The organism is Sphingobacterium populi (genome assembly GCF_001586775.1).
Lineage (GTDB): Bacteria > Bacteroidota > Bacteroidia > Sphingobacteriales > Sphingobacteriaceae > Sphingobacterium > Sphingobacterium populi.
In genome coordinates this window covers 28,712-41,167 of the sequence record NZ_LQXS01000001.1, presented here as the reverse complement: position 1 = coordinate 41,167, position 12,456 = coordinate 28,712, and the positions used below count along the sequence as shown (strand labels likewise).

12 protein-coding genes are annotated in these 12,456 nt (G+C 41.8%); 5 read left to right on the top strand and 7 right to left on the bottom strand.

All coding sequences use genetic code 11. The features are described 5' to 3' along the window. Window positions 1–15 precede the first annotated feature (15 nt). From murA to A0125_RS00175, 3 genes are all read right to left on the bottom strand, one after another. Window positions 16–1,341 (bottom strand): UDP-N-acetylglucosamine 1-carboxyvinyltransferase, encoded by a 1,326-nt coding sequence (gene murA, locus A0125_RS00185; RefSeq protein ID WP_066750358.1) that lies wholly within the window; start codon window positions 1,339–1,341, stop codon window positions 16–18. Window positions 1,342–1,410: 69 nt separating this feature from the next. Continuing rightward, a complete protein-coding gene (locus A0125_RS00180) occupies window positions 1,411–2,139 on the bottom strand; it encodes a DUF4290 domain-containing protein (protein WP_066750355.1) in 729 nt (242 codons plus the stop codon). A gap of 71 nt (window positions 2,140–2,210) precedes the next feature. Next, complete coding sequence (locus A0125_RS00175; protein ID WP_066750352.1) at window positions 2,211–4,493, bottom strand: ATP-dependent helicase; 2,283 nt, start codon at window positions 4,491–4,493, stop codon at window positions 2,211–2,213. Between the two features lie 321 nt (window positions 4,494–4,814). Here A0125_RS00175 and A0125_RS00170 point away from each other — a divergent pair, with 321 nt between their 5' ends. Then, window positions 4,815–5,432, top strand: coding sequence for a histidine phosphatase family protein (locus tag A0125_RS00170; protein WP_066750349.1), 618 nt, complete (start codon window positions 4,815–4,817; stop codon window positions 5,430–5,432). A 9-nt stretch (window positions 5,433–5,441) separates the two neighbouring features. Beyond that, a complete protein-coding gene (locus tag A0125_RS00165) occupies window positions 5,442–5,885 on the top strand; it encodes an N-acetyltransferase (protein WP_066750346.1) in 444 nt (147 codons plus the stop codon). A gap of 56 nt (window positions 5,886–5,941) precedes the next feature. Here A0125_RS00165 and dnaB read toward each other — a convergent pair whose 3' ends face one another. Continuing rightward, on the bottom strand, window positions 5,942–7,534 hold the full coding sequence (dnaB, locus tag A0125_RS00160) for a replicative DNA helicase (RefSeq protein WP_066750343.1): 1,593 nt from the start codon (window positions 7,532–7,534) through the stop codon (window positions 5,942–5,944). A 394-nt stretch (window positions 7,535–7,928) separates the two neighbouring features. Here dnaB and ubiE point away from each other — a divergent pair, with 394 nt between their 5' ends. From ubiE to A0125_RS00145, 3 genes are read left to right on the top strand one after another with little or no spacing between them, the layout of a single operon-like run. Continuing rightward, entirely contained in the window at window positions 7,929–8,666 is a 738-nt protein-coding gene (gene ubiE / locus A0125_RS00155) for a bifunctional demethylmenaquinone methyltransferase/2-methoxy-6-polyprenyl-1,4-benzoquinol methylase UbiE (RefSeq protein ID WP_066750340.1), read from the top strand. Between the two features lies 1 nt (window position 8,667). Beyond that, window positions 8,668–9,432: an SDR family NAD(P)-dependent oxidoreductase gene (locus A0125_RS00150; protein WP_066752572.1), complete on the top strand. Its 765-nt coding sequence runs from the start codon at window positions 8,668–8,670 to the stop codon at window positions 9,430–9,432. A gap of 3 nt (window positions 9,433–9,435) precedes the next feature. Continuing rightward, complete coding sequence (locus A0125_RS00145; RefSeq protein ID WP_066750337.1) at window positions 9,436–9,885, top strand: GatB/YqeY domain-containing protein; 450 nt, start codon at window positions 9,436–9,438, stop codon at window positions 9,883–9,885. A 5-nt stretch (window positions 9,886–9,890) separates the two neighbouring features. Here the strand turns inward: A0125_RS00145 and A0125_RS00140 are convergent, their stop codons facing one another. From A0125_RS00140 to A0125_RS00130, 3 genes are all read right to left on the bottom strand, one after another. Beyond that, entirely contained in the window at window positions 9,891–10,349 is a 459-nt protein-coding gene (locus A0125_RS00140) for a hypothetical protein (protein WP_066750334.1), read from the bottom strand. A 260-nt stretch (window positions 10,350–10,609) separates the two neighbouring features. Beyond that, on the bottom strand, window positions 10,610–11,863 hold the full coding sequence (locus A0125_RS00135; protein ID WP_231863055.1) for a DNA polymerase III subunit gamma/tau: 1,254 nt from the start codon (window positions 11,861–11,863) through the stop codon (window positions 10,610–10,612). 129 nt (window positions 11,864–11,992) lie between these two features. Continuing rightward, window positions 11,993–12,403: a hypothetical protein gene (locus A0125_RS00130; RefSeq protein ID WP_066752567.1), complete on the bottom strand. Its 411-nt coding sequence runs from the start codon at window positions 12,401–12,403 to the stop codon at window positions 11,993–11,995. Between the last annotated feature and the right edge of the window lie 53 nt (window positions 12,404–12,456).

Here is a 12,456-nt window from a genome sequence, read left to right as displayed (position 1 = left end):
AAAATCAAAAAAACGCTAATGCCCTTGCGGAGAGGCATCTACACGACGAATATCAGCTCCTAAAGCTTTCAACCGTTTCTCAATATGCTGATATCCGCGCTCAATTTGTTCGATATTATGGATCACCGATGTACCTTGAGCAGACAAAGCTGCTATCAAAAGTGATACTCCTGCACGAATATCTGGAGACGTCATTTCAATGCCACGCAATGTATTTTGCTTATTCAAACCTATTACGGTGGCACGGTGTGGATCACATAAAATAATTTGTGCCCCCATATCGATCAATTTGTCTACAAAAAACAATCGGCTTTCGAACATTTTTTGATGAATCAGAACGTTTCCCTTTGCTTGTATAGCCGTAACCAGTACGATACTCAATAAATCGGGCGTAAAACCCGGCCAAGGCGCATCAGAAATGGTCAAGATAGAGCCATCAATGAATGTATCAATCTCGTAACTCTTTTGAGCAGGAATGTAAATATCGTCTCCCCGTAGTTCGAATTGTATACCTAATCGAGCAAAAATAGATGGAATGATCCCTAATTCAGCAAAGCAAACATCTTTGATGGTAAGCTCCGATCCGGTCATCGCTGCCAGACCGATAAATGAACCAATCTCGATCATATCTGGCAACATACGGTGTGTCGTTCCTCCTAATTTGTCGACACCTTCGATGGTCAACAAATTAGATCCGATACCAGAAATCTTGGCGCCCATACGGTTCAGCATCTTACAAAGCTGTTGTAGATATGGTTCGCAAGCGGCGTTATAAATCGTCGTTGTGCCTTTGGCTAATACAGCAGCCATCACAATATTTGCGGTACCCGTTACTGAGGCCTCATCCATAAGGATATAGGTGCCTTTTAACTGCGTAGCATCTACATTAAAGAAATTTTTGTCGGCGTCGTAATTAAATTTGGCTCCCAATTTTTCAAAACCCAAAAAGTGTGTATCCAATCTCCGGCGGCCAATCTTATCGCCACCCGGTTTAGGAATAGCAGCTTTACCAAAACGAGCCAAAAGCGGCCCTACGATCATGATAGATCCACGCAGACTGCCACCTTTTTTCTTAAACTCATCGGATTGGAAGTAGTCGATATTAATATCTTTCGCTTCGAACTCGTAAGTATCTTCATTCAAACGATTGACAGATACGCCCAAAGCCGCCAATAGATCGATCAATTTATTTACATCCTTAATATCTGGGATATTGCTGATGGTGATCTTTTCGGGAGATAGCAGCACGGCAGAAATAATTTGCAACGCTTCATTTTTAGCTCCTTGTGGAATGATCTCTCCACTCAATGGCTTCCCGCCACGTATTTCAAATGCGTTCATAGGTATATTGCATTCCATTGTAGACACAGAAGAGGTAAATCGCGATCTACCTCTTCTGTGTTTTACAACTTATTGAAACTTCTTTCTGTTGTTATTGTAGTTACTATTATTATTGTTCTTGTTATTGTTGCTATAACCGCCGACTTTCTTTTTCATCATCGGCTTTTTACCCGCTCCGGCATTTTTCTGATGGTTATTTTGCTGCCCGGTACTGGTCGATTTTGTACGACTGCCTGGAGGCGCCGATTTGAAATCTAATTTGGTCAATACCGTATCCGCCGGCAGCACCAAAGCACCTTTTGACAATTCTTTCAAATCTTGGATGATATGTTCATCAGATACCGAATCTTTATTCCACGACAAATAAGCCATCTTCATAAAATTAGCAATGGATAATGCCATACGATCGGTATATTCTGGCTCAGGCTGTGCAATCGCTTTGCTAATCATATCTTCTACGGTACGGCCGTAGTGTTTGTAACGAATGCGTTTTTGCGGATAAGACAAAGTTTCAGGTTTTTGTCTAATCTGTCCTCTTTCTGGAATAGGATAAGGTGAATCTACATCTATCTTGAAATCAGAAATAATATATAAATGATCCCATAGCTTGTGCTTGAAATCGGATACGTCACGCAAATGGGGATTTAAAACTCCCATCATATCAATCACGACCTGTGCCAACCGATTACGCTCGTCACGATCTGAGATGGTGCAAATATAGTCGACCATATTTTGCACATTACGGCCATATTCGGCCAAAATCAGGTGCGACCGAGTACTATTATAATCAAAACTCATAGTGTTATTTTATATACAAACGTCTGATTATGAAGCTAATGACGTCCTAATTCTTTATTAATTGTGTTTTATTATACAATTCGAAGCTTAGCAAATTTAAGCAACAATTGCTTCTGTCCCAACTCTTTGAAAAAAATAGTTGCTTTTAAGTCAGGTCGATTACCTTCCAAGTTCACAACTTTTCCAAAACCGAAGCGTTCATGTTCAACTTCCATGCCGACCTGTAGGCCACTAGTATCTGATGGTGCAAAGCCTGCTGTGGGCACGTGCGCTTTGGGCAAGATGGATGTGGTTTTTACTACTTTTGGCTTTGGCTTGCTGAATGATTCTTCGCGCTGCCATGCCATTCGTTCGGACGAGAAACCGCCCTCCTGCTGTGCAGGAACTCTCGGTTTGAAATCCAACTCCAAACATGCTGGTGCCAATTCATCTAAAAAACGACTCGGTTCGCAATTATTCAATGATCCCCAACGATATCGTGATGTAGCGTAGGAAATATGCAATTTTTTCTCGGCACGGGTTACCGCGACGTAAAATAAGCGACGCTCTTCTTCCAATTCAGATCTCGAATTAAGAGACAGTTGGGAGGGGAAAAGGTTTTCTTCCATCCCGACGATGAATACCGAATTGAACTCTAATCCTTTGGATGCGTGGATAGTCATCAACGAGACTGTATCGGCATTGGGATCTTTATCTTTATCATCATTCGTCAAGAGCGCAACATCCTGTAAAAAGATATCCAAACCTTTCTCTTCCAGATCCTCGCGTTCCGAAAATTCTTTGATTCCGTTAAGTAACTCTTGTATATTTTCGTACCTACTAAGACCTTCAACTGATTTATCCTCGTACAGACTTTTCAGCAATCCAGAGTGCTGCGCAATGTGCATTGCCGTGTCAAAAGCCGATTGATTCTTAGCAACTGCCTGAAAACTTTGAATCATAGTCGCAAAATTGACAACTGCATTAGCACTACGCCCATCCAGAAAGCTACCGGAGTTGGCTAGCACATCCCACAGTCGATAATTATTCTGGTCGGCAGCGACCATGAGCTTTTCGATGGTGGTATCACCAATACCTCTTCGAGGGTAATTGATCACGCGCTTCAGTGCTTCCTCATCATTAGGATTGAAGGTAAGTCTAAAATAGGAAATCAGGTCTTTGATCTCTTTCCGTTGATAAAACGATGTACCGCCGTACAGTTTATACGGAACATTGAGTTTTCTTAGTGCTTCTTCAAGTGATCTTGATTGCGCGTTGGTACGGTACAGAATGGCAAAATCCTTATATACCAGATTTTTTAAAGATTTCTCCTGCAGAATAGTTTCGGCCACGATCTTTCCTTCTTCATTATCCGAGAAAGCACGGCTTACTTTGATTTTCTCACCATCTTCGTTGTCCGAAAATACATTTTTCTCCAGCTGATTTTTATTGTTGGCGATGATGCTATTTGCAGCATTGACGATCATCTTGGTCGAACGGTAATTTTGCTCTAATTTGAACACTTGTACGTCAGGATAATCTTTCTGAAAATTTAGAATATTTTGGATATTCGCTCCGCGAAAAGCGTAAATACTTTGCGCATCATCCCCTACCACGCAGATATTCTCGTGCACCGCCGCCAAACGTTTTACGATAAGGTACTGCGAAAAGTTGGTATCCTGATACTCATCTACCATCAGGTATTTAAATTGATGCTGATATTTGTGCAACGTATCGGGATGTTTATTGAGCAATACGTTGGTTTTGAACAATAGGTCATCGAAATCCATCGCTCCGGCACGATAGCAACGCTGCGCGTAGGTCATATAAATTTCGCCCAATTGTGGACGGCCATTCGACCGATCTTCGGCCATGATTGCTTCATTCTTGTTGTATTCTTGTGGCGATATCAGGTTATTTTTGGCTGAAGATATTCGTCCATACACATGATTGGCATTGTACAGCTTATCATCTAAATTCATCTCGCGCAGAATCGCACGCAGCAAACTTTTGGTATCGTCGGTATCGTAAATTGTGAAATTGCGTGGATAACCGATCAACTCGGCTTCCGAACGCAAAATACGCGCAAATACCGAGTGAAAAGTACCCATCCAGATGTTCTTCGCTTCAGATCCTACCACTTTCATGATTCGCTCGCGCATCTCCTTTGCCGCTTTGTTGGTAAAGGTTAATACCAATATATTGAAAGGATCTACTCCTTGACGAATCAAATGTGCTACACGATACGTAATTACGCGAGTTTTGCCAGATCCGGCACCCGCTACAATCATTACTGGACCTTTGATTTGTTCTACAGCACCACGTTGAGAGGGGTTGAGTCCCGCTAAATAATCTTCTGTATTATAGTTATTCAATGAATTATGTACCTTAAAATTCTATTCACAAATTATTTATCCTATCATTTCGTGTTCGCGCAGTTTCCTGTTCACGAAATACCTGTCAAATTTACGAACTTTATCTTGGTCTATTTAACCAAAATCAGAAACCGATTGCAAATAGTGCTAAACTCGTGGTGTTGTGTATTATATTATCTAGTCCCATCTCGCTTGACCTTACCTTTGATTAGCACCTTATGATTTATTATTTTTGCTGATTGTAATGTTTTTATGCCGCAAAATAGCATTGTAACCACTGTTTGAGACATATACAACAAGATCTAAATACCACAAACATACATGTCTAAACCGAAAAATGTAATTACTATTCAACACCCTGAATCTATTCACCATACGAATGGTATGATTGGGTCTTGGACGGATTGGGAATTGAGTGAAAAGGGATTGTTGCAGGCAGAAAATATTGCTCAGAACCTAAAGACTGCATTTACTACGGTCCACTTTTCTATCTACGCCTCCTCACTTACAAGAACGGAACAGACGGCTCGTCTTGTAGCCAATAAATGGGATGGCGACTATCAACTGATTGATGCTCTTCGAGAAAGAAACTTGGGAAAAGCTGTTGGAAAATCAGTACAGTGGCTCCGAGATAATATTGAAAGCGAAGAGCACACCATTTATGATAGATGTTTTCACGATGCAGAATCGAAATTTGATGTCTGGCAAAGGCTATTGCCTTTTTTTACCGACATACTACATAACGAGGAAGAAAATATTATTATCATCTCGCATGGCGAGGCACTGAGCTTATTCCATGTCATGTGGTTAGGACTACCTGTAGAATCTCTCGATAGTTTGGATCTACATGGTGTGAGTGGTGGCATATCTTTCTTACAGCAAGCTAAATCCGGAAAAAGAGTAATTAAGCGCTTAAGTGATACCTCGTTTATGCAGTAAGAATTTGGCATGAAAGAAATTGTTATTAGAGAAAGTAAGGCGGAAGATTTACCGTTTATATCGGATTTATGGTTGCAAGCGTCATTAGCAGCTCACCATTTTGTTGCAGCAGATTACTGGATCACAAATAAGCGCGCGATGGAAGAAACGTATCTCCCCAATTCGGAGGTGTACGTTGTTGTAAAAATGAACACTATTTGCGGCTTCGTTGCATTAGTAGGCAATCATCTTGCATCTATTTTTGTAGCCACCGAACAACAGGGAAATGGTATTGGAAGCATACTTTTAAACCACGTCAAAAATTTACGTACTGAAATGACATTATCGGTCTATCAGAAAAACGAAAAGAGCATAAGATTCTACCAGTCAAAAGGCTTTACAATTTCATCGGAAACAATCGATCAACCAACAGGAGAAAAGGAATTCGTCATGCAATGGCATAAAATGGCCTAACTTATACATGGAAAATGACTACATTTTTTGCGAGACATTGCTCCTTTTAATAAAATCTAAAACGGCGCATCATCTGGCATATCATTCATGCGTGATGGCATCGTGATACCACCGCCAAAACTATCCGATGGCGCCATCGCAGATGGCGACGGAGGTCCTCCAAAAGCACCAAAACCATCATGCTTACCGCCATCCATACCATAAAAATCGTCTTCGAGATCCACGAATTTCACATATTTACCGACGAATTTCAGCGGTACAATTCCGGTTTCACCATTCCGGTGTTTGGCAATGATAACTTCGCCAACACCTGCTGTAGGTCGACCTTCTTCATCTTCCGTCATTCCATAATATTCTGGGCGATATAAGAACAATACCATATCCGCATCTTGCTCAATAGATCCGGATTCCCGCAAATCGGATAGCATCGGTCTTTTACTATTTCCTGGTCTGGATTCTACCGCACGGCTTAACTGTGATAGGGCTAAAACAGGCACATTCAATTCCTTTGCTACAGATTTCAGCGCACGAGAAATACTACCGATTTCCTGCTCGCGGTTTCCACCGCCTTTACCTTCGCTCTTGCCATGCATGAGTTGCAAGTAATCCACAATCACCATTTGGATATCGTGTTGTGCTTTTAGACGGCGGCATTTTGCGCGAAACTCAAATACATTTAAGGCTGGCGTATCATCTATAATCAGTGGCGCTTCGGTTAATCGGCCGATGCGAGAGTGTAACTGTTGCCACTCATGATCAGCCAGATTTCCTTTTTTCAGTTTCTCTTGTTCGATTTCCGTTTCACCTGCAATCAAACGATTCACTAATTGCACAGACGACATCTCCAAAGAGAATACCGCTACTGGACGCTGATGATCCACCGCCGCATTTCGCGCTACCGAAAGTACAAAAGCTGTTTTCCCCATCGCCGGACGCGCCGCAATAATCACTAAATCAGAAGGTTGCCAACCTGACGTCATGCGATCCAGTGCAGTCAATCCGCTCGGAATACCTGTTAAGCCATCGGTACGATCACGCAATAGTTCCAATGCGTTGATCGCTTCTCGCATAATGTCGTCCATTTTGCGAGAATCGCGTCTCAAGTTGTTTTGTGCAATATCGAAAAGGCTCTTTTCGGCATGATCTAGTAGATCAAAAATATCACTAGTTTCATCGTAGGAGGCATTGATAATTTCGGTAGATACCTGAATCAGTTCACGCTGAATGTATTTCTGCGAGATAATACGGGCATGAAACTCGATATTAGCCGCAGATACCACGCGATCTGTAAGTTGTGTAATATAATAGGCTCCACCCACCATCTCCAATGCACCCATTTGGCGCAATTCGGTAGTGACGGTCAATAAATCTATTGGAGATGTCTTCTGAAATAGATTATAAATGGCTTGAAAAATCTTTTGATGAGCTTCTTTGTAAAATGACTCCGGTTTCAAGATATCGATCACTTCACTCAGGGCATTTTTCTCCAACATGAGCGCACCTAACACCGCTTCTTCTAGATCAGGGGCTTGAGGCGGCAACTTACCCAGTCCGCCGATCAAGCTGCTTACGCTCGCCCGCTTTCTGTTCAAATTGGCCTTGCCGAATTTTCCAGCGTCATTAGTGTTATTTTCGCTTTGTTGTGACATATAGATATATTGGATTTTTGAGGAGTTTTTCACACATTCCCTGCTTCCGTCATGCGGCAAACATTGATGGGACAACAAAAGTAATAAAAATAGCTACGACGTATGATTTTAGTTTTGAACACCCTTTTTTTCTAAACGCAATAATGACCTGTTTAGCGTATAATAGAACGTATTCGTAATCCACATTAATTATAAATCTAATGTTGACAACAGTCATAACAATCTGAAAAACTGCGTAATACAATCATGTTTAATTCACATCGTTGATGTGGATAAGCTATTTGTGTCAATTTAAAATATTCTCACTTTTTTAACTTTGGACGAGATTGCGATGAGCCATTTTTTTCCGCAAATAGCTTATAGTCTCCCCATGCATTATTGTATCTTTGTATCTATGGCAGCTCCTAATTCAACAGTAAAACCATATTCGGCAGACGGCAATAAAAAAGAGCAAGTAGCTGATATGTTTAACAACATTTCTTCTACCTACGACATGCTTAATCGCTTCATGACGATGGGCATCGATATCATTTGGCGCCGCAAGGCGATTCGTTCATTGCGTAGCATAACACCACAGCATATATTGGACGTAGCCACTGGTACCGGTGATTTCGCGATTGAGTCCATAAGATTATTAAATCCGAAAAAGATAACCGGCATTGATATTTCTGAAGGCATGTTGTCAGTAGCCAGAGAAAAAATCAGAAAAAAGGGATTGTCTGATCAATTGGAGGTGATGCTAGGCGATTCAGAAAACCTTCCATTTGCTGATGGACATTTCGATGCTGTTACCGTTGCTTTCGGTGTGCGCAACTTCGAAAATCTTCAACAAGGATTAAATGAGATTCATCGCGTGATTCGCCCTGGAGGCAAAGCAATTGTGCTGGAACTCTCCAATCCAACGGCGTTTCCGATCAAGCAGTTATTTCATTTCTACTTTCATAAATTTACACCAGCTTTGGGCAGACTGATCTCTAAAGATAAGCGCGCTTACAGCTATTTACCAGAATCTGTAGCACAATTTCCGAGTGGAGCCGTTTTTGCAAAAATGTTGCAGCAAGCGGGATTTACCGAAGCGAAGGTACGACCTCAAACATTTGGATTTTGTACGATATATGAAGCCACAAAATAACATGAATAGAACCGTATTGATTACCGGAGCAAGTTCGGGTATCGGCCAGGCTTGCGCGTGGGTTTTAGCAAAAGAAGGTTATCGATTGGCGCTTTGTGCGCGAAGAACGGAACGGTTAGAAGCACTTAAGCAAGCGATTCTGACGGATCTTCCCGAAACGGAAATTTTGACTTTTACCTTGGACGTACGCGACGCAAATGCCGTGCAACAAGCCACAGATACACTCCCTGCAGATTGGCAAAATATCGATGTTTTGATCAATAATGCTGGACTAAGTCAAGGCCTGGACCCTATTCAACAAGGCAAACTGAGCGATTGGGATACCATGATCGACACCAATATTAAAGGTTTGCTTTATGTGAGCCGTGCTGTGATTCCGTTGATGAAAAACAGTACAAATGCACATATCATCAACATTGGATCCATTGCAGGAAAGGAAGTATATCCCAATGGCAATGTGTATTGTGCGACCAAACATGCAGTGGACGCATTAAACAAAGCAATGCGAATAGACTTGCTGGAAAAGGGAATTCGAGTGTCGGCAATCCATCCCGGCATGGTCGAAACTGAATTTTCGGAGGTACGTTTTCATGGTGATACCGACCGAGCAAAAGCCGTATATCAAGGCGTGGAAGCACTGAGCGGACAAGATATTGCTGAAGTGATTGCTTTTGTCTTATCGCGGCGTGCTCATATAAATATCAATGATCTACTCATCATGCCTACGGCACAAGCCACAGGCACTATTGTTAATAGAAATAAATAGAATATGTCTTTAGAACAAACCATCAATCAAGATATCAAGGCGGCTATGATCGCCAAAGACACTATCAAATTAAGAGGATTGCGCGCGATCAAGTCAGCAATCTTATTGGCAAAAACCGAGAAAACACATGTAGAAGATATCTCTGAGGATACGGAGATTAAAGTTTTGCAGAAATTGGTAAAACAACGCAAAGAATCTGCTGAGATTTATAAAACGCAAAATCGCGATGACCTGTACCAAATCGAGGTAGAAGAGCAGCAAGTGATTGAAGCGTACTTACCAAAACAACTGGACCGCAGCGAGATTGAAGCGATTGTCAAAGAAATTGTAGCCGAGAGCGGCGCTTCTTCTATGAAGGATATGGGTAAAGTGATGGGTTTGGCTAATCAGCGCCTGGCGGGTAAAGCTGATGGTAGTACGATATCACAAGTCGTAAAAGCGCTGTTAGGCTAGTGAATTTAGCTCAGGCCTAAATCAAATTTTTTTCTAAGGGTCTCCAAAGCAGGGTTTTTGGAGACCATAGCTTGGTATTTTTCCTGAGAAGTATACGGTTTACGAACTTTGGTCTTCTCGGTCACCACCTCTTTTATTTCTAAGGCATAGTTTCTGAGTTGTACCCTGAGGTGATTCAGAATATCCACTTTCCCAAGCTTCATCTCTTCCATCTGCACCATATTTTCCACCTCGACTTCGATCGTATTGCCCTGAAGAGTCGGCGTACTGGACGTCATGATGGTGTATAAAGTGATCTTGTTTTCCTGCTTTATAAATTCAGCATAAGCATTCCATTTCTTCAAAAAATCCTCTACATCTACTTCGGCAAATTCAGAGCCCTGTAGCAGTTCATTTTCTTCTTTCTGCTCTTCCTTCTGGTCGAGAATTGTATTAAGATCGGGCAGTAATTTTTTAGCTGGCATGGCGCCCCATCCTTTTGATGGCGATACAACAGGTTTTTCCGATGCTACTTGAGCGGCAGAAATAGCATTTGCAGCAGGCAGATTGTTCGATATTATTGTATTCGACTGGGCTATTGAGCTGGATGCTGATTGTGCCGAAGTATTAACATAATCCTGTGCAGGAGTTGTAGAATCGGCTACTGCAGCTGGCTTAGAAGCATCTTGTACCGATCGATTAGTCGTTGCCGACGAATTACTTGCTGTCTCGGGCGTTTTATCCGTTAGTTTTTTTTTACATCAACTTCCGTTGATGTTTCTGCGAGGCTCATTTTAATCGCGGTAGCGATGTGGCACATTTTGAGCAGGGCTAGCTCTACTTGAAGCCGATGATTTTTACTGGTTCGGTAATTAATCTCGCATTGGTTGGCGATGTTCATGGCCGACAATAGCAAGCCGCTATTGAGCTGTTGAGATTGCTCTAAGTATTTCTTACGAATATTCTCACCTACTTCCAATAGCTTGATCGTAGAAGGTTCTTTGGCTACTAACAAGTTGCGTAAGTGTGCTGATAAGCCGGCGATGAAATGTCCGCCATCAAATCCGTTGGTCAGTACCTTATCAAAAACCAATAAAGCTTGCGCAGCATCTTGTTGCACGATGTATTGCAGTAGATCAAAGTAATAATCGTAATCCAGAATATTGAGGTTGTCGATGACTGCCCGATAGGTGATTTCTTTGTTCGAAAAACTTACGATCTGATCGAACATCGACAATGCATCGCGTAATCCACCATCCGCTTTTTGCGCGATGACATGTAGGCCATCATTCTCATAGCTAATGCCTTCATTATTCGCTATTCTAGCTAAATGATTGGCCATATCTTCTACCTGAATACGATTGAAGTCAAAAATCTGACATCGAGACAGGATCGTAGGCAAGATTTTGTGCTTCTCGGTAGTAGCGAGTATGAAGATCGCGTATGTGGGCGGTTCTTCGAGCGTTTTCAGAAAAGCGTTGAAAGCTTGCTGTGACAACATGTGCACCTCATCGATGATGTAGATTTTGTACTTGCCCGTTTGAGGTGGGATTCGAACCTGATCAATCAAGGAGCGAATATCTTCTACCGAATTGTTGGAAGCAGCATCGAGTTCGTGAATGCTAAACGAATTACCGTTCTGGAAGGAACGGCAGCTATTGCACTCGCCGCAGGCTTCTGTATTATCGGAAATCTGCTCACAATTTATTGTTTTTGCTAATATACGCGCACATGTAGTTTTCCCCACACCCCGCGGACCACAGAATAAAAATGCTTGTGCCAATTGATTGTTGTGAATGGCATTTTTGAGGGTATTGGTGATGTGCGACTGCCCGACGACCGAATCAAAGGTGACTGGGCGGTATTTTCGAGCCGAAACAATGAAATTGTCCATTGCTACGAAGTTACGGAAATATTCGACCCTACGCAATATGCGTATCGCAAAAAAGGCCATAAAAAAAGCCATCATGGAGATGGCTTTGTGATAACTCAGTGGCATGTTTCGCAACAGACCTGTAACTAACTAAACACAAGTATAAAAACAAATGATCTACTTAATACAAATGTAATTTAGCTGTTTAAAGTCTGTGTTATCTATGCATTATGTTAATAATATGTATTGACGAAGTTAGCGAGCTTGTGCCTCGGCTATCATCTTCATGACCTCATCGATCGTGGTTTTGGCAGCTTCCTTCATCTTCGGATTTCCTGGATAATCGGTATCCAAGGTTACCTCTTTTGATTTTTCCTTATACGTAAATTTTAAAACGAACCTCGGTGTCGAAGGGTTGCGATCGGCTTCTGGCGTAGTCATGTTATCATCTACATTCCAAAATCCTAACTCTTGTGCCTTGCGATGGAGATATAGTAAGTCATTGTCACGCAGTTTTACTGTATCCAATGCTATAGTGCCATTTTTACGCTCGAACTGATACAAATGTGTGGTCGAGCTGTAGTGATTTTGCATCGAATCGGGTGTACCGTAAGTAAGCTCAATGGCCTCGAAGTCGGTAAAGCGAAACGGTGCATTTTTTACCATTGCAGAATAATAGTAAAAGCAGTAAATAAAAAATGGAACGATAATACAAATTC

What these genes read in the sequence shown, in the direction of transcription:
- murA (WP_066750358.1), bottom strand. Translation starts at nt 1,341, where the DNA reads ATGAACGCATTTGAAATACGTGGCGGGAAGCCATTGAGTGGAGAGATC.
- A0125_RS00180 (WP_066750355.1), bottom strand. Translation starts at nt 2,139, where the DNA reads ATGAGTTTTGATTATAATAGTACTCGGTCGCACCTGATTTTGGCCGAA.
- A0125_RS00170 (WP_066750349.1), top strand. Translation starts at nt 4,815, where the DNA reads ATGTCTAAACCGAAAAATGTAATTACTATTCAACACCCTGAATCTATT.
- A0125_RS00165 (WP_066750346.1), top strand. Translation starts at nt 5,442, where the DNA reads ATGAAAGAAATTGTTATTAGAGAAAGTAAGGCGGAAGATTTACCGTTT.
- dnaB (WP_066750343.1), bottom strand. Translation starts at nt 7,534, where the DNA reads ATGTCACAACAAAGCGAAAATAACACTAATGACGCTGGAAAATTCGGC.
- ubiE (WP_066750340.1), top strand. Translation starts at nt 7,929, where the DNA reads ATGGCAGCTCCTAATTCAACAGTAAAACCATATTCGGCAGACGGCAAT.
- A0125_RS00150 (WP_066752572.1), top strand. Translation starts at nt 8,668, where the DNA reads ATGAATAGAACCGTATTGATTACCGGAGCAAGTTCGGGTATCGGCCAG.
- A0125_RS00145 (WP_066750337.1), top strand. Translation starts at nt 9,436, where the DNA reads ATGTCTTTAGAACAAACCATCAATCAAGATATCAAGGCGGCTATGATC.
- A0125_RS00140 (WP_066750334.1), bottom strand. Translation starts at nt 10,349, where the DNA reads ATGCCAGCTAAAAAATTACTGCCCGATCTTAATACAATTCTCGACCAG.
- A0125_RS00135 (WP_231863055.1), bottom strand. Translation starts at nt 11,863, where the DNA reads ATGCCACTGAGTTATCACAAAGCCATCTCCATGATGGCTTTTTTTATG.
- A0125_RS00130 (WP_066752567.1), bottom strand. Translation starts at nt 12,403, where the DNA reads ATGGTAAAAAATGCACCGTTTCGCTTTACCGACTTCGAGGCCATTGAG.